A 20174-nucleotide genomic window follows, 5' to 3' on the forward strand; every position below is an offset into this window, starting at 1 on the left:
ATATCAGCATGCCTGAAAAGACCAATAGAATATCCTTCCAGGGCGAGCCCGGCGCCAATTCCGACACCGCCAGCCGCAACGTCTATCCCTCTATGGAGCCATTGCCGTGCCCGACCTTCGAGGACGCGTTCAATGCCGTGGAGACCGGCAAGGCCGATCTTGCCATGATCCCGATCGAGAACACCATCGCCGGGCGCGTCGCCGACATCCACCACCTTCTGCCGGAATCGAAGCTGCACATCGTCGGCGAATATTTCCTGCCGATCCATTTCCAGCTGATGGTGCTGCCGGGCGTCAGGCGCGACGAGATCAAGACCGTGCACACCCACATCCACGCCCTCGGCCAATGCCGCAAATACATCCGCAAGAACGGGTGGAAGGGAGTGGTCGCCGGCGACACGGCGGGCGCCGCCAAGATGGTCTCCGAGGTCAAGGACCGCACCATGGCCGCGTTGTCGCCGGCGCTGGCAGCGACGCTCTACGGGCTCGACATCATCGAGGAGAATGTCGAGGACACCGACAGCAACGTCACCCGCTTCGTCGTCCTGACCAAAAGCAAGCAATGGGCCGAGCGCCCGTCACCCGACGTCAAGATGATGACGACCTTCATCTTTCGCGTCCGTAACGTGCCGGCCGCGCTCTACAAGGCCATGGGCGGCTTCGCCACCAACGGCATCAACATGACCAAGCTCGAAAGCTACCAGCTCGGTGCCTTCACGGCGACGCTGTTCTACGCCGACATCGAGGGCCACCCCGACGATCCGCTGGTCAAGCTGGCGCTCGACGAGCTGCGGTTCTTCTCGCGCGAAGTGCGGATCCTCGGCGTCTATCCAGCCAGCGAGTCACGCGAGCAGTGGAAGGTCGCGGATTGAGCTACCAGCCCAACGGCACGTAATCGATCTCCATGAAGGCCTCGACCTCCGGCACCCAGCGGTCGCGCACGAAGGCGACATGGTCGGGATGGTCGTTGTACCTGGTGTAGGCGGCCTGGTCGGCGAACTCCATCGAGAAGCCGAACTGATAGTCGTTCTTCGGGCTGATCTGCCGCAATTGCTCGAAATGCGTGACGCCCCGGATCGCCGACAGGATTTTCCTGGCGTCGACGAGGAACCGCTTTTCCTCCAGCGAATGCGGTGGGTGCTTCAGCGTGAAGACGACGGTGTGACGGATCATTTGTCTCTCCTGCAATGACTTCGATATTCGTTATTCGCTGTCGACCCAGGCGCGGATGAGGTGGTGCGCAATGGCGCCTTTCGGCGGCGTGACCAGATTGTCGGGATGCGTTCGGTCCAGCATCAGGCGCACCTCGTCGCGCAAAAACCAGCGGCAGTCCTCCAGTTCGTTGAGATCGGCCTGGATGTCCTCGTTGAGCGGCTCGCCGAAGCATCCGATCATCAGCGAATAGGGGAACGGCCAGGGCTGGCTGGCGTGGTAGACGACGCGGCCGAGCCGGATGCCCGCCTCCTCCAGCGTTTCGCGGCGCACCGCCGCCTCGATCGTCTCGCCCGGCTCGATGAAGCCGGCAAGCGCCGAATACATGCCCGGCGCGAAATGCCGGCCGCGCCCGAGCAGGCATTTCTCCCGCGTCGTGGTCAGCATGATCGCTACCGGGTCGGTGCGCGGAAAATGCTCGGTGCCACAATTGGGGCAATGCCGTTTGTAGCCGCCGGCCCGCATCTGCGATTGCGTGCCGCATTTGCTGCAGAAGCGGTGACTGGCGTGCCAGGCAAGCAGGGCGGCGCCCTGCGCCATCGCGCCGGCGGCGGCCTCGTCGATCAGCCCTTGCATATAGACCGAGCGGTAATCGATCGCCTTAATGGTTTCAGGCAGCTGTTCGGCATCGACGCCCGCCAGCACCGCCAGCACCGGCCCCTGTTCGGAAAAGCCGAGCAGCACGCCCTGGTCGACCGAAGGGCTGAAGGGCTCGCTTTCGGCGATGCCGAACCATGGGTCGAGGCGGCCGCCCTCGCCGGGCTTCAGCAGGAGCCTGCCGCCATTCATCAACAGCAGCCGCGTCGTCGGGTCGGCCAGCGCCTTGTCGACCGAATCGTCGGCGCGGTTCTCGGATTGCCGGTCGATCGTGTTGCCGGCAAAGCCGACGAACTGGCTCGGCTCGCGCACGGGCGCGTCAAACAGGCGGAAGGTCATATGGACTCTGGTGTTTTGGGATGGACATGCTTGGGATGGACACGGCAAGGCTTATAGCGCTGCCCTTATCGTTTCGGCAAACCGGCGCAGGTCGGAACGCTGATAGGGCTCGCGCAGCCCGTGCCCCCAGACCGGGCCGGGCCAGCCGGGATCGCCCTCGGACCGTGCGATGATGTGGACATGCAGTTGGCGCACGATGTTGCCGAGCGCACCGGTGTTGATCTTGGTGCAGCCGCTCACCTTCTTCAGCGCCTGCGCCACCATATTGGTCTCGAAGGTCAGCATCGCCTGGTCGAGCGGCGTCATGTCGTGGATCTCCTCCGCGCCCGGCCGCTGCGGCACCAGGAGCAGCCATGGCCAACGGCGGTCGTTCATCACCCGCAATTCGCACAGCCCCAGCCACATCAATTGCTCGCTGTCGGCCTCCAGCCGGGCATCCAGCGTGAATCCGGCCTTCAGGCCCGGCAGCATCGGCGTTTCCCTTGCTTTTCTTGGTTTCCTCAAACCATGAACGCTAAAGCGGCTGCACCGGTGCTGCAAGCGAATCTGGTGGTTCGCGGTGCCGATTTGCCTGCGCACTTGCATTTCGTCGCGCAATTGCCGATATGGACAGCGGGAGGTTGGTGGTGGACGATCCACTCGCCAACCGGGTCAGGTCCGGAAGGAAGCAGCCCTAACGAGCCCGGAACGGGTCATTGTTCCAGCCTCCCACCTCATCGGCCCTCCTCGCGACATTGACGACGCATTGCAGCGCGGGCGAGACTATGCGCAGGAATCGGCGCCTGTGGGCGCGGCCTTTTGGAGCTTAACGGGCGAATGAGCGAAGCCGGAAATTCGGGCCCCGATAGTCTGGCGACGGGCAAGGCCGCTGCCTACCGCGTGCTGGCGCGCAAATACCGTCCGTCGAATTTTTCCGAACTCGTCGGCCAGGAGCCGATGGTGCGCACCCTCACCAATGCCTTTGCCACCGGCCGCATTGCCCAGGCCTGGATGCTGACCGGTGTGCGCGGCGTCGGCAAGACCACCACCGCGCGCATTTTGGCGCGTGCCCTGAATTATAAAACCGCCACCACGGATCAGCCCTCGGTCGACCTCGCCGTGCTTGGCGAGCACTGCCAGGCGATCATGGAAGGCCGCCATGTCGACGTCATCGAGATGGACGCCGCTTCGCACACCGGCATCGACGACATCAGGGACATCATCGAGCGCGTGCGCTACGCGCCGGTCTCGGCCCGCTACAAGGTCTACATCATCGACGAAGTGCACATGCTGTCGACGCAGGCCTTCAATGGCCTGCTGAAGACGCTGGAAGAGCCGCCGCCGCACGTCAAGTTCATCTTCGCCACCACCGAGATCCGCAAGGTTCCGATCACCGTCCTGTCTCGCTGCCAGCGATTCGACCTGAGGCGCATCGACGCCGGCGCGCTCGTCTCGCATCTCTCCTCGATCGCCGGCAAGGAAGGCATTTCGGTCGACGACGACGCGCTGGCGATGATCGCGCGCGCTGCGGAAGGTTCCGCCCGCGATTCGCTCTCCATTCTCGACCAGGCGATCGCCCATGGCGCCGGCTCGGTCAGCGCCGAGGCCGTGCGCGCCATGCTGGGGCTGGCCGACCGCGCCCGCATCGTCGATCTGTTCGAACATGTGATGAAGGGCGATGTGGCGGCAGCCCTTGGGGAGTTTCGCGCGCAATACGATACCGGCGCCGATCCGGCCGCCGTGCTCACCGATCTTGCCGAGTTCAACCATCTCGTCACCAGACTGCGCTTCGTGCCGACCGCGATGGACGATGCCTCGCTGTCGCAGGACGAGCGTCAGCGCGGTGCCGATTTCGCCCGGGCGTTGTCGGTCAGGGTGCTGTCGCGGACCTGGCAGATGCTGCTCAAGGGTATTCCCGAGGTGCAGTCCTCCAACCGGCCGGTCAGTGCCGCCGAAATGGTGTTGATCCGGCTGGCGCATGCCGCCGACCTGCCGACATTGGACGAGGCGCTGAGATCGCTGGAGAGCGGCGCCTCGGCAACTGGCGCCGCGCCGCGCCCGAACGGCGCGCCGATGAGCCCCGGCCCCGTGAATCCCGGCAATGGCGCCAGCGCCGTGGCGCAGGCGCGCATGCCTGGCGGCTCGGGCGGCGCGCAGACCATGCGGCTGGTCGAGGCCACGCCTACTCCGACTGCCTTCGTCGCGCCTCCGCAACCGGCGCCGGAGGTGCAAACCGTACCGCTGAAATCGCTGGCCGACATCGTTGCCCTTGCCGACGCGAAACGCGACATCGCCTTCAAGGTGCTGATCAAGAGCTGCATTCGTCTTGTGCGCATCGAACCGGGCCGCATCGACGTAAGCCTGACCGACGATGCGCCCAAGATGCTGCTCAACGACCTGACGACCAAGCTGCGCGCCTGGACCGGCCGCCACTGGCTGGTGTCGCTGTCGAAGGAGGAGGGCGGCCAGACGCTGGCCGAGATGGAATCAACGAAGCGTGAAAACGCTTTCCTCGATGCCAGGAACGACCCGACCGTGGCCTCCATCCTGGCCCGCTTTCCCGGCGCCAAGATCATCGATGTGCGCATTCCCGACACGCCCGACGCCGACGCGAGCGAGGCCGAAATGCCGGTCGAGCCGCCGGCCGATGACGACGAACCCTGATATCCAGCACTAATCCGCAAAGGATCGGACCATGAAAGATCTTCTCGGCCTGATGGGCAAGGCGAAGGAAATGCAGGCCAAGTTCCAGGCCATGCAGGATGAGATTGCGACGGTCGAAGCCCTCGGTCAGGCCGGCGGCGGCCTGGTCAGCGTCACGCTGAGCGGAAAATTCGATATCAAGTCGCTGAAGATCGACCCGTCCTTGTTCAAGGAGGACGACGTCGAAATCCTCGAGGATTTGATTCTTGCCGCGCACAATGACGCCAAGGCCAAGGTCGAGCAGATCATGCAGGAAAAGACCAAGGCGCTGACCGCCGGCCTGCCCATTCCCCCGGGAATGAAACTGCCTTTCTGATGCATGTCGCCCAAAAGCATGCCCACGGGCTCGGCCCTGAGGTGCGCAGGCAACGATATGCATGAAAGCTGAGACCGGCGCCCATGATCGACGAGCCGTCCGAAAGACTGATCGAGCAGCGTATCCGCAACAGGATCTACGAGATTCTGGAAATCCTCGCCGATTGCGATGCCGGTGTCGATCTCGTCGGCATCAAGGGCTACTTCAACCTGTTCGAGGATTTCGTGCATCGGCCGTCGATCGAGGCCGGCACGTCGGCGCTTTCAAGAGATGAACGCGCGATCGTGCTGGAAATCGCCGAATTCCTGGAGGCGGCCTCCGAAACAAATCCTGATTTCACCAAGGCCGAGTTCATCGACAGCGACTGGCCGGGCAAGATCGCGCCGACGGCCAGGGAGGCGCGGGCGCTGTTTCTCAGGCGCGGCCTGTTTTCAGAGAAGATCGAAGAGATCGAGCCCGGCCGGCCGGCAGCAATCGCCGCCGGGCAATAGGCCGTTTTGGAACGCATGGCGCGGTCTTGCCGGGAAAAGCACTTGGCGTTTCCCCAAGGGAATTGCGGCAAAACGAAGAGAGAACGGTCATCATCCATGTGAAACGATGGCTCGATCTATCTGGAAAGCCTCGATTTTGTGTCAATTCGGCAACAGTATGCCGTTAATAACGTTTTGGCCATCATTTTGCCCGAAAGTGTCTCATTCTTGCCGCAGCCTGGGGGCGGGCGTTGAAGTGAGAGGGTTACCTGTTGATCGCGATGCGATGGAAGACGCCGCTGTTGCTCGGCGTCATTACGTCTCCCCTTTTCTTGGCCGCTTGCAGCCAGACAACCTCGCACGGCATGTCCGTCGCCAACCTGACCGACGCCATCACGCCGAGCTTTCTGAGTTCGCGCGCCTACAGTCACACGCCGAAGGACAGGGAATGCCTGGAACGGGCGATGTTCTTCGAATCCAACCGGTCGAGCCGCGACGGCATGATCGCGGTCGGCACGGTGGTGATGAACCGGCTGCGCTCGGGCAACCATGGCAGCACCATCTGCCAAGTGGTCGGTGAGCCCGGGCAATTCGCGCCGGGCGTCATGACCAGATCGATGAATTCGCGCGCAATGCCCGATGTCGAAAAGGCCGCCGACGCCGTGCTCAAGGGCGAGCGCAAGACCAAGCTCAAGAACACGATGTATTTCCACACCGCCGGCCTGCGCTTCCCCTACAAGAACATGCACTACACCATGGTAGCCGGCGGCAACGCCTTCTACGAGAAGCGCGGCCGCAACTGGCAGCCGCTGCCGGATGAGCCGATGATTGCCTCGGCCGAGCAGCCGGCGGCGTTGCCGGGGGTACCCGCGACACGGGTCGCATCCATCGAGACAGTGCGCCCGGCCAAGGCATCAGTTCGCAACGCTCCAGCCCAGCAAGTCTACATGACCGCCGCGGCGGAACCGGCGGCCAAGCCGGAGCCCGTCCGTACCGCCCCCGCGCAGCAGACCTATCTGACCGCGGCCGCGGCGCCGACGGCAAAATCCGCGCGGGTCTCGGCGAAGCCGGTGGAAGTTGCCATGCAGGAGCCGATGGAAGAGCCGGATGCCGCCCGTTTTGGCGGAACCCTGAACAGCGGAACCTCGAACAAACGGGTCATCTCCTCGATCCAGGACGCTCCACAGGAAGCCTCGATGGGATTCCAGTCGACGCCTGAAAACACCGATGCCATAGGCGCGATGATTGTCAGCCAGGGCCGCCCGCTTGAAACAAACTAATTCTCGCATGGCAGCATGGCGAACCGTGCGTCGACGGGGGATGTTTCAAAGCGCTCTGAAAAATCCTAGATCAGAGCGATGTCCAAGCGAATCGCCGGTCCCGAGATCGAACGCCTGATCCAGCTCCTGGCCAAGGTGCCGGGGCTTGGCCCCCGTTCGGCCAGGCGCGCCGCGCTGCACCTGATCAAGAAGAAGGAACAGCTGCTTTCGCCGCTGGCCGCCGCCATGGGCGAGGCCGCCGACAAGGTGCGCATCTGCTCGACCTGCGGCAATGTCGACACCTCGGACCCCTGCATGATCTGCACGGACCCACGCCGCGATGCCGCCACCCTGATCATCGTCGAGGACGTCTCTGATCTCTGGGCGCTGGAGCGGGCGGCGGCGATGAACGTGCGCTACCATGTGCTCGGCGGCACGCTGTCGCCGCTCGACGGCATCGGCCCGGACCAGCTCAACATCCGCTCGCTGATCGATCGCGTCGCCGGCGGCGAAATCAAGGAAATCATCCTCGCCGTCAACGCGACGGTCGAGGGCCAGACCACCGCGCACTACCTCACCGATCAGCTCTCCGGTTTCGAGGTCAAGATAACGCGGCTGGCGCACGGCGTGCCGGTCGGCGGTGAGCTCGACTATCTCGACGAGGGAACGCTTGCCGCGGCGCTGCGGTCCAGGACGGCGTTTTAACGTTATTGGTGGGGAAGGTGCATTCTATGGCCGTCATTCACCTGTCTGTGCCAGGCACCCCCCTCTGTCCTGCCGGACATCTCCCCCGCAAGGGGGGAGATTGGCAGCTTCGGCGTCGGCGAACTCCTTTCAACGTTGGTGATTGGCGAAAGCCGAGCCGACAGCCGATCTCCCCCCTTGCGGGGGAGATGTCCGGCAGGACAGAGGGGGGTGCGACGGAACGCGACCTTCGCAAATTTAGTCTTGCATTCTTTCTAGCCGCACTCCTCGCCGTCTTCCTCACCATCCCCGCTTCCGCCGCCAAGATCGACGACCAGTTCCGTGCCTGGCTTCAAACCGACCTCTGGCCGGACGCCAAGGCGAAAGGCGTCTCCAAGCAGACTTTCGACGCCGCCTTCAGCGGCGTGAAGCCGAACCTCAAACTCCCCGACCTTGTCATGCCGGGCGAGAAGCCGAAGACGCCGCAGAAGCAGCATCAGGCCGAGTTCGGATCGCCCGGCGCCTATTTCGCCGAGAAGACGGTTCGTGCGGTGACATCAGGTGGACGCGCCCGCGAAGCCGCCAACGCCCGCACGCTTGCCTCGATCGAGAAGCGCTATGGCGTGCCGGGCGAAATCCTTCTGGCGATCTGGGGCCGCGAAACCGGCTTCGGCGCGGCGAAGATGCCCTACGACGCCTTCGAGGTGCTGGGCACCAAGGCATTCATGTCGACGAAAAAGGATTTCTTCCGCACAGAACTGCTGGCGGCGCTGGAAATCGTCGAGCGTGGGCTGGCGCCGGTCGGCGCGATGAAATCGTCCTGGGCCGGCGCGCTCGGGCAGCCGCAATTCATGCCGACCTCTTTCCTCAAGCATGCCGTCGATTTCGACGGCGACGGCCGCGTCGACATCTGGAATTCGACGCCCGATGTGCTGGCTTCGATCGCCAATTATCTTGTCCACTACGGCTGGGTGAGGGGACGCAGCTGGGGTTTCGAGGTGATGGTGCCCCAGAGCGTCTCCTGTTCGCTGGAGGGTCCGGACCAGGGCAAAAAGATTGCGCAATGGGCCGCCATGGGCATCGAGCGCGTCGGCGGCAAAGCGTTCCCGGCAAGCGAGCTGAAGGCGGAAGGTTTCCTGCTGATGCCGGCCGGGCGCAGCGGTCCGACCTTCATCGCGACCCCCAATTTCTACGTGCTGAAGGAATACAACACCAGCGACCTCTATGCGCTGTTCATCGGCCATGGCGCCGACCGCATCGCCCATGGCGACCAGAATTTTACCGGTGACTGGGGTCCGGTCGGCGATCTCCACCGCTCCGATATCGCCGCCCTGCAGCGTGCCTTGGAAGCCAAGGGCTATGATGTCGGCAGCGCCGACGGCCTGCCTGGCTTCAAGACCCGCCGCTCGATCGGCAGATGGCAGGAAAAGAATGGCCAGGCCGCCACCTGTTTTCCCGATGCCGGCCTCGTCGCGGCGCTGAAATAGCTTCGAATCTAGCAGATTTTTTCTCGATCGGTGCCTCGATTGGCTGATGTATGCGTCGACACGCCCGCCCGCCATTCTGGTCCAATGAACCGTCGCATAAATGCTCGTTGCCCACCGCTGGGCCGCCGGATATGCTGTTGACCAACTGGACAAAAACCACGACGTTAGTGGGGCAGAGGCTCTCGTCGAGCCTTGAAAGAACACCGTAACCCTGAGCCGGGAACTCAGGTCAACAAACAACAAAACAGGGAACAATCATCATGATGATGGAAAAGCTTGCTCTACGATCCCGTATCCTGCTTGCGGGCGCAGCCATGTCGGCGCTGCTTCTGGCCGGAGCGCCGGCTGGCGCGGTCACCCCCGCCGATACGCTTGTCGAAGGTTTTGCCATCGACGACATCATCTCGATGGATCCGGGCGAGGCGTTCGAGCTGTCGACCGCCGAAGTCACCGGCAACACCTATGATCTTCTTGTCCGCCTCGACCTCAGCGACACTTCCAAGGTCAAGCCCGATCTCGCCGAAAGCTGGACCGTCTCCGACGATGGCCTGACCTATACGTTCAAGCTCAAGCCGGGCCTGAAATTTGCCTCCGGCAACCCGATCACCGCCGCCGATGTCGCCTGGTCGTTCGAGCGCGCCGTCAAGCTGGACAAGAGCCCGGCCTTCATCATCGATCAGTTCGGCATCAGCGGCGACAACGTCACCGAGAAGGCCAAGGCGGTCGACGACACAACCTTCCAGTTCACCGTCGACAAGGCCTATGCGCCAAGTTTCGTGCTGAACTGCCTGTCGGCCACCGTCGCTTCCATCGTCGACGCCAAGCTGGTCAAGGAACATGTCGCGGCGGTGACGCCGAGCGCCGACTACAAATGGGACAACGACTTCGGCAACGCCTGGCTGAAGACGGGCTACGCCGGCTCGGGCGTCTACAAGCTGCGTGAATGGCGTGCCAACGAGGCGGTCGTCATGGAGCGCAACGACAATTATTACGGCGAAAAGGCCAAGCTCGCCCGCGTCATCTACCGCAACATGAAGGAAAGCTCGGCGCAGCGCCTGGCGCTCGAAGCCGGCGACATCGACGTTGCCCGCAACCTCGAGCCGAACGACCTCGACGCCATCGCCAAGAATGCCGACCTCACCACCACCAGCGCGCCGAAAGGCACCGTCTACTACATCAGCCTCAACCAGAAGAACCCGAACCTCGCCAAGCCCGAGGTCCGCCAGGCCTTCAAATACCTGGTCGACTATGATGCGTTGAGCACGACCATCCTCAAGGGCATCGGCGAGATCCACCAGACCTTCCTGCCCAAGGGCGTTCTGGGCGAACTGGACGAGAACCCGTTCAAGCTCGATGTCGCCAAGGCCAAGGAACTGCTGGCCAAGGCCGGCCTGCCCGACGGCTTCAGCGTCACCATGGACGTGCGCACCGGCCAGCCGACCACCGGCATGGCGGAATCCATCCAGCAGACGCTCGGCCAGGCCGGCATCAAGCTGGAGATCATCCCCGGCGACGGCAAGCAGACGCTGACCAAATACCGTGCCCGCAACCACGACATCTATATCGGCCAGTGGGGCCAGGACTATTTCGATCCGAACTCCAATGCCCAGACCTTTGCCTCGAACCCGGACAATTCGGATGCTGGCAAGTCGAAGACGCTGGCATGGCGCAATGCCTGGGACATTCCGGACCTGACCAAGCAGACGGAAGCAGCCCTGCTCGAGAAGGATTCTGGCAAGCGCGCCGACATGTACAAGGATCTCGAAAAGAAGATCCTCGACACCAGCCCCTTCGTCGTCATCCACCAGCAGCTGGAAGTCGCTGGTCTGCGCAAGAACCTCAAGGGCTTCGCGCTTGGTCCGAGCTTCGACACCAACTTCGTCGGGCCGGTCTCTAAGGAATAGCGTTCGCGGACACGCCCGCATGAGCGCGATTGAAAACGAGGGCGGGCGCGGCAGCGCCCGCGCCGTAGCCCTTGCATCTTCCCTTGGCCGATTCCTGGTCATTGCGGTGACGACCTATCTTGGTCTTCTCGCGGTCACCTTCTTCATTGGCCGTGTCATCCCGATCGACCCGGTGCTGGCCGTTCTCGGCGACCGGGCACCCGCCAATGTCGTGGAGCGCACGCGCCGCGAGATGGGCCTCGACCTGCCGTTGATCGAGCAGTTCTACATCTATGTGAAACATGCGCTGAGCGGCGATTTCGGCACCTCGGTGCTGACCACCAACCCTGTCATGACCGATATCCGCCGCGCTCTTCCGGCAACCACGGAACTGGCGACATTGGGGACACTGATCGGCGCGCTGTTCGGTGTGCCGCTCGGGGTGCTGGCCGCGGTCAAACGCGGCAGCTTCGTCGATCAGGTCGTGCGCATCATCGGCCTGATCGGCTATTCTGTACCCATCTTCTGGCTGGGTCTGCTGGCGCTGGTGCTGTTCTACGCCAAGCTGCAATGGGTGGCCTTCCCTGCACGGCTCGATGTCGTCTACGAATATACGTTCACGCCGATCACCGGTTTCTACCTGCTCGACTCCGCGATGCAGGGACAGTGGGACGTCTTTTACGACGCCTTCCGTCACATCATCCTGCCGGCCTCGCTGCTCGGCTATTTCTCGCTGGCCTACATCAGCCGCATGACGCGCTCGTTCATGCTCAACGAACTCGCCCAGGAATATGTCGTCGCCGCGCGCGCCAAGGGCCTGTCGGAAACCCGCATCATCTGGGGCCACGCGCTGCGCAATGCCGCCGTGCCGATGGTGACCGTGATCGCGTTGTCCTATGCCGGGCTGCTCGAGGGCTCGGTGCTGACCGAGACCGTCTTCTCCTGGCCGGGCATCGGCCTCTACATCACCAACTCGCTGCAGAACGCCGACATGAACGCCGTTCTCGGCGGTACCATCGTCATCGGCTCGGTGTTCATCGCCATCAATCTTCTGTCCGACCTGCTCTACCGTGTGCTCGACCCGAGGACGAAGACAGGATGAGTAGAGGTACTGCACTTTCGGGCTTGGCTGCCGCTAATCACCCCCACTCCGGCCCTTCGGGCCACCTCTCCCCCTGCCCGGGGGAGAGGAAAACGCGGTCGCACGCTTGGCGCCTTTCCTCTCCCCCGTCGAACGGGGGAGAGGTGGTCTGCGAAGCAGACCGGAGTGGGGGTCGACAGCTTAAAGAGGCATCGTCATGACCGCCTCCGACGCCCGCACCTTCTCCCGTCGCGAATGGTTGCTGTCGGAGCGGCCGGCATCGCGCTTGCAGGCAAGGCTCGGCCGCGCCTATGTCGCGTGGCGGCGCTTTTCCGCCAACCGGCTGGCCTTTGTCGGCCTGCTGATCATCATCGCGCTGCTGCTCGTCGCCGTCCTTGCCGGTATGCTGGCGCCGTATTCGCCGACGTTCGGTGACCTGAAGAACGCGCGGCTGCTGGCGCCGAGTGCGCAGCACTGGTTCGGCACCGACGACCTCGGCCGCGACATCTATTCGCGCATCCTCTACGGCTCCCGCTGGACGCTTTATGTCGTCGTCCTGGTCGCCATCATCGCCGCTCCCATCGGTCTCCTGGTCGGCACCGTCGCCGGCTATGCCGGCGGCTGGACCGATGCCATACTGATGCGCATCACCGACATCTTCCTTGCCTTCCCCAAGCTGGTGCTGGCGCTGGCCTTCGTCGCCGCCCTTGGCCCAGGCATCGAGAACGCCGTGCTGGCGATCGCCATCACCTCCTGGCCGCCCTATGCGCGCATCGCCCGCGCCGAGACGCTTACCGTGCGCAACTCGGACTACATCAAGGCCGTGCAATTGATGGGCGCCTCGCCTTTCCGCATCGTGCTGCGCCACATCATGCCATTGTGCATCTCCTCGCTGATCGTCCGTGTGACGCTCGACATGGCTGGCATCATCCTGACGGCCGCGGGCCTCGGCTTCCTCGGCCTTGGCGCGCAGCCGCCGCTGCCGGAATGGGGCACCATGATCGCTTCGGGTCGCCGCTTCATCCTCGACCAATGGTGGGTGGCTGGTGCGCCGGGCTTCGCCATCCTCATCGTCAGCCTCGGCTTCAACCTGCTTGGCGACGGCCTGCGCGACGCACTCGATCCCCGCAGCGGTGACCAATGAGTGGCCCCCCTGACCAGCAGCGATCCAAGAGCACGCTCCTCGACGTCGAGGGTCTGCGCGTCACCTTTCCGACCCGCACCGGCATGATCGAGGCGGTGCGCGGCGTTTCCTTTTCGCTCGGCCGCGAGCGGCTGGGCATCGTCGGCGAGTCCGGTTCCGGCAAGTCGCAGACGGGCCGCGCCATCATGGGCCTGACACCGCCGCAGGCCCGGATATCGGCCAATAAATTGACTTTCGACGGCATCGACCTGCTCGGCATCTCGCCACGCCAACGCCGGGCGCTGCGGGGCAACCGCATCGCCATGATCCTGCAGGACCCGAAATATTCGCTCGATCCGGTGATGAGCATCGGCCGCCAGATCGTCGAGACGCTGCGCACCCACGAAAAGGTCGGCAAGGCAGAGGCGCGCGAGCGCGCGCTGGCCATGCTCGAGGCGGTGCAGATCCGCGATCCCAAACGCGTCTTCGACCTGCATCCGCACGAAGTGTCGGGCGGCATGGGCCAGCGCGCCATGATCGCCATGATGCTGATCGCCGGACCGGAAATGATGATCGCCGACGAGCCGACCTCGGCGCTCGACGTCACGGTGCAGCTCGACGTGCTCGGCATCCTCGACAGGCTGGTCGCGGAGCGCGGCATGGGCCTGATCTTCATTTCGCACGATCTGCGCCTGGTCTCGTCCTTCTGCGACCGCGTCATCGTCATGTATGCCGGCAAGGTCGTCGAGCAGCTCAAGGCGTCGGAATTGAGTCAGGCCCAGCATCCCTACACGCGGGGGCTGCTCAACTGCATGCCAAAAATCGGCGCCGACCGTCACCCGCTGCCGATGCTCGACCGCAAGCCGGAGTGGGCGGCATGACTTCTGCGATTGCCGTCGACAGGCTGGAGGTGATCTTCGACCGCTTCCGCGCGCTGAAGGGCGTCAGCCTCGACGTGCAGCAGGGCGAATCCTTCGGCCTGGTCGGCGAATCCGGCTCGGGCAAATCGACATTGCTGCGGGCCATAGCCGGCCTCGCGCCGGTCGCCTCGGGCAGCATCACAGTCAATGGCAAGACGCTCGGCGCGCGCCGCGACAAGGCCTTTTACCGCGAAGTGCAGATGGTCTTTCAGGATCCTTACGGCTCGCTGCACCCGCGCCAGACCGTCGACCGCCTGCTGCAGGAGCCGCTCGCCATCCATGGTTTTGCCGATGGCGAAAAGCGGATCGAACGCGCGCTCGACGAGGTCGGCCTCGGCAACGGCTTTCGTTTCCGTTACGCGCACCAGCTTTCCGGCGGTCAGCGCCAGCGCGTGGCGATCGCGCGCGCGCTTATCCTCGAGCCCTCGATCCTGCTGCTCGACGAGCCGACCTCGGCCCTCGACGCCTCGGTGCAGGCGGAAGTCCTCAACCTGCTGGAGGAAGTCCGCCGGCGGCGCAAGCTGACCTTCCTGATGGTCAGCCACGACCTCGCCATCATCACCCATATGTGCGAGCGGCTGATGGTGATGCAGGGCGGCGAGGCGGTGGAGAATCTGGTGGCCAACGATCTCGTCGAGCGCCGTGTGACGAAGGATTATACGCGCAACCTGTTGCGGGCCAGTGACGGGTTTGTGAGGACGGCTCCCAAGCAGATCTGACGATAGTTCTCCGCGTCACGCCAGGGAGCTCGACCTCGCCTTAAGTTTCCGCAACGGCGGCGAGGTCTACTTCGCCGCCCTGTTCCCGCTTCGGCTCCTTGATCCTGAACCACGTCACATAAAGCGCCGGCAGGAACAAGAGCGTGATCGCGGTACCCGCTATGATGCCGCCCATCATCGCATACGCCATCGGCCCCCAGAACACTTCGCGCGCGATCGGGATCAGCGCCAGGCTGGCCGCGGCCGCCGTCAGCGCGATCGGCCGCATGCGGTGCTCCGTTGCCTCGATGACCGCGGCCCAGCGATCCCTGCCCTCGGCGACAAGGTCCTCGATCTGCACGATCAGGATGACCGAGTTGCGGATCAGGATGCCGATCAGCGCCAAGACGCCGAGAATGGCGACGAAGCCGAGCGGCGCTCCGCTCGGCACCAGGGCCGCGACCACGCCGATCAGCCCGAGTGGCGCCACCGCCACCACCAGGAACAGGCGCTGGAAGCTCTGCAACTGCACCATCAGGATGGTCGCCATGACGAACAGCATCAGCGGCACCACGGCCGCGATCGGCCCCTGGCTCTTGGCGCTTTCCTCGACGGAGCCGGCGGTCTCGACCGAATAGCCGGCCGGCAGCTTGGCGATAAAGGCGTCGACCGACGGTTTCAACTCGTTGACGACGGTCGCCGGCAGCACGTCGCCGACCAAGCCGGCGCGCACGGTGATGGTCGGGATGCGGTCGCGTCGCCACACGGTGGGCTGCTCCAGATCGTAGCGAAAATTGGCCACCGCGGCGAGTGGGATCGCCTCGCCATTTCCGGTCGGCAATTGGATGTTTTGCAGCGTCTCGATCGAGCCGCGTTCGGCCTCGCGCGAGCGAGCCACGACGTTGATCAGGTACGTCGCGTCACGCACCTGCGTGATCGTCGCGCCGCCCACCGTGCTGTTCAGTGTGCTGGCGATGTCGGACGAGGTGATGCCGAGTTGGCGCGCCTTGTCCTGCAGCACGTCGACCCTCAGCACACGCTGCGGTTCGTTCCAGTCGAAAGTCGGCGCCGCGAGTTTCGGATTGACCGAGATCACGCCGGCGAATTGCTGCGCCAGTTCTCGCACCGTCTGGATGTCGGGGCCGCCGACGCGGTACTGCACAGGCCGCCCGACCGGCGGTCCGAGTTCAAGCGGCTTGACGAAAGCGTCGGTGCCGACAAACTCCGCGCGCAGCAACTTCTCCAGCGCCGGCTTCACCCGGTTGCGCGCCTCGATGCTCTTGGTGACGATCACCGTCTGGCCGAAATAGGGATTGGCCGGCTGCACGTCATAGGCCAGCACGAAGCGCACGGCGCCCTGACCGATATAGGACGAAAAATGATCGATGTCGGGATTGCCAACCAGCGCCCGCTGTTCGAAGCGCTCCATCTGGTCGCGCGTCTCGGTAATCGAGGAGTTCTGTGGCAGGTTCCAATCGACGATCAGCTCCGGCCGGTCGGAAGGTGGGAAGAACTGCTGCTGCACCAGGCCGAAGCCGGCGATCGAGGCGGCGAACAGAAGCACGGTCACGATGATCGTCAGCCAGTGATGGCGCACCGAGCCGACAAGGACGCGCCGGAACAGCGACGTGAAGCGTCCTGGCTGGTCATGATGCTTGGTCTTCATCGTCGCCGGCAGGATGGTCACGCCGAGCAGCGGCGCGAACAGCACCGCCACGATCCATGACACCAGCAGCGACACCGCGATGACGACGAATAAGGTGAAGGTGTATTCGCCGGCAGCACTCGAGTTGAGCCCGATCGGGATGAAGCCCGCGACCGTCACCAGCGTGCCGGTCAGCATCGGGAAGGCGGTCGAGGTGTAGACATAGGTCGCCGCCTTGCGCAGGCTGTCGCCGACCTCCAGCCGCGCCACCATCATTTCGACCGCGATCATCGCGTCGTCGACCAGCAGCCCGAGCGCGATGATCAGAGCGCCGAGCGAAATGCGCTGCAGCGATATCCCCAGATACTCCATGACCGTGAAGGTGATGGTCAGCACCAGCGGGATCGACAGCGCCACCACGAAGCCGGCGCGCATGCCAAGGCTGATGAACGAGACGGCAAGCACGATCGCCACCGCCTCGAACAGCGCACGCGTGAACCCTGAGACCGCCTCCTCGACGATGACGGGCTGGTCGGCTACCAGATGCACGCCGACGCCGACCGGCAGGTCGGCCAGCACCTTGTTCATCTCCTCATGCAGCGCCTCGCCGAATTTGAGCAGATTGGCGTTGGGCTTCATGCCGATGGCAAGCCCGATCGCGTTCTGGCCGTTGAAGCGGAACAAGGCCGTCGGCGGGTCGGCATAACCGCGCGTGATAGTCGCCACGTCGCTCAGCCGGAAGAACCGATCGTTGACGCGCAGGTTGATCGCGCGCAGGCTCTCCTCGGAGGTGAACTGGCCGCCGACGCGCACGCTGATGCGCTCCGGCCCGGACTGAATGACGCCGGACGGGGTGATCGCATTCTGGGCCTGCAGGCTGGCGACGATTTGCTGCTGGTTGAGGCCAAGCGCCGCTATCTGGCGCGTCGAGAATTCGAGATAGATGGCCTCGTCCTGCGCGCCGACCAGATCGACCTTGCCGGCATTGGGCACGGTCAGGATCTTGGTCCTGACATCCTCCACATAGTCGCGCAACTGGCGTGGCGTCAGCCCGTCTGATGTGAAGGCATAGATGTTGCCGTAGACATCGCCGAAGCGGTCGTTGAAGAACGGTCCCTGCACGCCTTGCGGAAACTGCGCCTTGATGTCGTTGACCATGTTGCGCACCTGAAGCCAGTTCGGCACGACGTCGCGTGCCTTGGTGGTGTCCTTCAGGTTCACGAAGATGACGGTCTGGCCGGCGGTGGTGACGGATCTGGTGAAGTCGAGGCTGTCGAGTTCCTCGAGCTTTTTCTCGATGCGATCGGTCACCTGCTGCACCGTCTCCTTGACCGAGGCACCCGGCCAGTTGGCCTGGATGATCATGGTCTTGATGGTGAAGTTGGGATCTTCCTCGCGGCCGAGATTGAGATAGGAAAATACGCCGGCCACCACGAAGACCAGCATGAAATACCAGACCAGCGAGCGGTGGTTGAGCGCCCAGTCGGAGAGGTTGAAGCCCTTCATGAGGCCCCTCCCGCGGGGACTTTGACCTTCTGGCCGTCGACGAGGCTGTGAACGCCGGCGGTGACGACGCGCATGCCGGCTTCGAGCCCTTCCGCCACGGTGAAGGTGGCGCCAGCCTTCCACGCGACCTTGATATCGCGTGCGCTCACGCTCGACGTCTTTGGATCGACGATCCACACTTTTTCAGAACCGTTTTTTTCGAGCAGCGCCGAGATGGGCAGTTCGATCGTTGGTACGACCTTGGTCATCCGGGTCGCGGTTACCGTCGAACCGAGCCTGAAGGCTTGCGGCGGATTGGTGAGCGTCAGCTTGACGCGCCGGGTGCGGGTCGAGCCCTCGGACTGGGGCGCGATCTCGCGCAGCTTGGCCTCTGTCTGGATTGTCGGCAGCGACTGCAAGATGACCTGGAAGGGCGTGTCGGCCGAGAGATCGCCGGTCAACTGGTCGGGAATATCGACAACCGCTTCACGCGGGTCCGAGCGTGCCACGGTGACGACCGTCTGGCCCGGCGAGACGGTTTGGCCGACCTCCGCGCCGACGGCGGTGACGACGCCGTCGAAATCCGAGAACAGCCTGGCGTAGCCGAGCTGCTCCTGGGACTTGGCCAGCGAAGCCTTGGCCCGCTCGACGCTGGCTTCCGCGGCTTTGCGTGCCTGCTGCGCGGCATCGAAGACAGACTGCGACGTGTTGGCCGAGGTGAGCAACTGGCGCTGGCGCTCCTCGCTGGCGGCGGCATTGGCGAACTGCGCCTGCGCATTGGAGAGTTCGGCCCTGGCCGCCTGGACGGCCAGCTCCAGCGCGGTTGGATCGAGTGCCGCGATCGTCGTGCCCTTGCTGACGATGTCGCCGACCTTGACGTCACGCGAGACGACGCGACCGAGCAGTCGGAAGGCAAGATCGGCACTGACCTGCGGTTCGACCGAGCCGGCGAAACCGAAGATCTGGGTGGTGCGCGGCTCGACCACGACCGACAGCACCGGCCGGACGATCTCCGGCGGCTTTTCCTCCGATTTCGAACAGGCTGCGAGCGTGCCAAGCGCGGCAAGGCCAAGCAGGAGCCGCTTCATTGCGCCGCTCCCGATATTTCGACTGTCTGGCCGGGGCTGAGCAATTGCCCGCCTGATGTAACGACGCTCTGGCCTTCGTTAAGTCCCTTGGCAATGACGACGGTACCCGAATCGAACGCCAGCACCTCGACCGGCGTCGTCGCGACTGCCTTGGTCGCAGGATCGACGATCCAGACCGCCGGCTTGCCGGCGCTGGATGTCAGGGCCTGCCAGGGCAACAGGATCGCCTTCGCCGGCTTGGCGCCGACCGAGCCGATGACGGCCGCCCCAAGCGGCATGCCGGCGGGCGTCTCGGGAATGGCTACCTTGACCCTTATCGAGCCCGAAGCCGGGTCGACCGCCGGCGAGATCTCGCGCACCTTGCCCGTTGCTCTGACCTGCGGATCGGATAACAGCGTGATCGTCACCGCCGGCGAGGCCGGTGTCCTGGCGACCAGCGTTTCCTGCACGTTGAACACGGCGTCGCGGTCGCCGTCCTCGGCAACGGTGAAGACGGTCTGCGCCGCCTGCACCACCTGGCCGGCTTCGACCTGGCGGGCGGTGATCACGCCGGCGGCACCGGCCTTGAGTTCGGTGAAAGACAGGTTCTGCCGGGCGTTGGCGAGCGCGCTCTGCGCGGCATCGACGCTGCCTTGCGCCACCTTCAGTGCCTGGTCGGCCGCGTCATAATCGCGCCTGGTGGTGAAGCCCTGGGCAAGCAGCGTCTTTTGCCGCTCGAAAGTGGCCGCGGCCTGGGTCAGTTGCGCCTGCGCGGCATCGAGGTCGGCCTGCGCCGATCGCAGATCGGATTCCTGCTCCTGCGGATCGATGCGGGCAAGCACTGTCCCCTGATCGACATGCTGGCCGACATCGACAAGCCGCTCGGCGACGCGTCCGCCAACCCGGAACGAAAGATTGTTCAGCGTGCGCGCCGCGATCACCCCGGTCAGCGAGGTTCTCGGCGCATAGTCGGCCATCCCCACCGTTTCGGTGCGCACCATGACCGGCAGCTTCTTGTCCGCCGCCGCCTGCTTTTGGCAACCGGCGAGCAGCGCCAGGGCCGTGCAGGCGAGAATTGAAGCGGCTGGAAAAGACAAAAGGCTGGGAGTTTTGGCGGATGGCGGCGAGACGGACGATGTCACGTTCCTGCTCATGGCTCCCCTCGGCCGCGCGCCGGTCGCTGATCGCGGTCCCTCGCGGATAACAGGAGGATAGTCGATCCCGAA

At 64.1% G+C, this 20174-nt stretch carries 18 protein-coding genes and 1 other RNA gene; 13 read left to right on the plus strand and 6 right to left on the minus strand.

Features of this window, described 5'->3' with window-relative positions:
• Window positions 1-8: 8 nt before the first annotated feature.
• Complete coding sequence (locus tag LB524_RS06170; RefSeq protein WP_015314050.1) at window positions 9-872, plus strand: prephenate dehydratase; 864 nt, start codon at window positions 9-11, stop codon at window positions 870-872.
• A 1-nt stretch (window position 873) separates the two neighbouring features.
• Here LB524_RS06170 and LB524_RS06175 read toward each other — a convergent pair whose 3' ends face one another.
• The 3 genes from LB524_RS06175 to LB524_RS06185 are packed head-to-tail and all read right to left on the minus strand — an operon-like array spanning window position 874 to window position 2619.
• Entirely contained in the window at window positions 874-1173 is a 300-nt protein-coding gene (locus tag LB524_RS06175) for a Dabb family protein (RefSeq protein ID WP_224524449.1), read from the minus strand.
• 30 nt (window positions 1174-1203) lie between these two features.
• Window positions 1204-2148, minus strand: a complete 945-nt coding sequence (gene nudC / locus LB524_RS06180; protein WP_140714078.1) for an NAD(+) diphosphatase — start codon at window positions 2146-2148, stop codon at window positions 1204-1206.
• 51 nt (window positions 2149-2199) lie between these two features.
• Window positions 2200-2619: an HIT domain-containing protein gene (locus LB524_RS06185; protein WP_015314047.1), complete on the minus strand. Its 420-nt coding sequence runs from the start codon at window positions 2617-2619 to the stop codon at window positions 2200-2202.
• Between the two features lie 144 nt (window positions 2620-2763).
• On the opposite strand from LB524_RS06185, the gene ffs reads away from it, so the two are divergent.
• The 12 genes from ffs (at window position 2764) to LB524_RS06245 (ending at window position 14772) form a co-directional block, all read left to right on the plus strand.
• An RNA gene (gene ffs, locus LB524_RS06190) (signal recognition particle sRNA small type) lies at window positions 2764-2860 on the plus strand.
• Window positions 2861-2964: 104 nt separating this feature from the next.
• A complete protein-coding gene (locus LB524_RS06195) occupies window positions 2965-4791 on the plus strand; it encodes a DNA polymerase III subunit gamma/tau (protein ID WP_015314046.1) in 1827 nt (608 codons plus the stop codon).
• A gap of 31 nt (window positions 4792-4822) precedes the next feature.
• Window positions 4823-5146, plus strand: a complete 324-nt coding sequence (locus tag LB524_RS06200; RefSeq protein ID WP_015314045.1) for a YbaB/EbfC family nucleoid-associated protein — start codon at window positions 4823-4825, stop codon at window positions 5144-5146.
• 83 nt (window positions 5147-5229) lie between these two features.
• Complete coding sequence (locus LB524_RS06205) at window positions 5230-5637, plus strand: hypothetical protein (protein ID WP_140614800.1); 408 nt, start codon at window positions 5230-5232, stop codon at window positions 5635-5637.
• A 251-nt stretch (window positions 5638-5888) separates the two neighbouring features.
• Window positions 5889-6896: a cell wall hydrolase gene (locus LB524_RS06210; protein WP_224524452.1), complete on the plus strand. Its 1008-nt coding sequence runs from the start codon at window positions 5889-5891 to the stop codon at window positions 6894-6896.
• Window positions 6897-6974: 78 nt separating this feature from the next.
• On the plus strand, window positions 6975-7580 hold the full coding sequence (recR, locus tag LB524_RS06215; protein WP_015314042.1) for a recombination mediator RecR: 606 nt from the start codon (window positions 6975-6977) through the stop codon (window positions 7578-7580).
• Window positions 7581-7768: 188 nt separating this feature from the next.
• Window positions 7769-9046, plus strand: coding sequence for a lytic murein transglycosylase (locus LB524_RS06220; protein ID WP_224524454.1), 1278 nt, complete (start codon window positions 7769-7771; stop codon window positions 9044-9046).
• 260 nt (window positions 9047-9306) lie between these two features.
• Window positions 9307-10950 carry an ABC transporter substrate-binding protein gene (locus tag LB524_RS06225; protein ID WP_140614797.1) on the plus strand — a complete coding sequence of 548 codons (1644 nt, stop codon included), beginning with the start codon at window positions 9307-9309 and terminating at the stop codon, window positions 10948-10950.
• Between the two features lie 19 nt (window positions 10951-10969).
• On the plus strand, window positions 10970-12031 hold the full coding sequence (locus tag LB524_RS06230) for an ABC transporter permease (protein WP_140821414.1): 1062 nt from the start codon (window positions 10970-10972) through the stop codon (window positions 12029-12031).
• A gap of 196 nt (window positions 12032-12227) precedes the next feature.
• Window positions 12228-13154, plus strand: coding sequence for a nickel transporter permease (gene nikC / locus LB524_RS06235; RefSeq protein ID WP_015314038.1), 927 nt, complete (start codon window positions 12228-12230; stop codon window positions 13152-13154).
• Entirely contained in the window at window positions 13151-14014 is an 864-nt protein-coding gene (locus tag LB524_RS06240; RefSeq protein ID WP_224524459.1) for an ABC transporter ATP-binding protein, read from the plus strand. Before nikC ends, LB524_RS06240 begins: the two co-directional genes overlap by 4 nt.
• The gene (locus LB524_RS06245) at window positions 14011-14772 is read left to right on the plus strand and encodes an ABC transporter ATP-binding protein (RefSeq protein ID WP_140787105.1); all 762 of its coding nucleotides are present in this window, start codon (window positions 14011-14013) and stop codon (window positions 14770-14772) included. Before LB524_RS06240 ends, LB524_RS06245 begins: the two co-directional genes overlap by 4 nt.
• Window positions 14773-14812: 40 nt before the next feature.
• Here the strand turns inward: LB524_RS06245 and LB524_RS06250 are convergent, their stop codons facing one another.
• From LB524_RS06250 to LB524_RS06260, 3 genes are read right to left on the minus strand one after another with little or no spacing between them, the layout of a single operon-like run.
• Complete coding sequence (locus LB524_RS06250; protein WP_224524462.1) at window positions 14813-17902, minus strand: efflux RND transporter permease subunit; 3090 nt, start codon at window positions 17900-17902, stop codon at window positions 14813-14815.
• Window positions 17899-18969, minus strand: coding sequence for an efflux RND transporter periplasmic adaptor subunit (locus LB524_RS06255; protein ID WP_224524465.1), 1071 nt, complete (start codon window positions 18967-18969; stop codon window positions 17899-17901). Before LB524_RS06255 ends, LB524_RS06250 begins: the two co-directional genes overlap by 4 nt.
• On the minus strand, window positions 18966-20102 hold the full coding sequence (locus tag LB524_RS06260; protein ID WP_224524467.1) for an efflux RND transporter periplasmic adaptor subunit: 1137 nt from the start codon (window positions 20100-20102) through the stop codon (window positions 18966-18968). The genes LB524_RS06255 and LB524_RS06260 overlap by 4 nt, the downstream gene beginning before the upstream one ends.
• Between the last annotated feature and the right edge of the window lie 72 nt (window positions 20103-20174).

The organism is Mesorhizobium sp. ESP6-5, assembly GCF_020164695.1.
In the GTDB taxonomy this organism is placed as follows: Bacteria; Pseudomonadota; Alphaproteobacteria; order Rhizobiales; family Rhizobiaceae; genus Mesorhizobium; species Mesorhizobium australicum.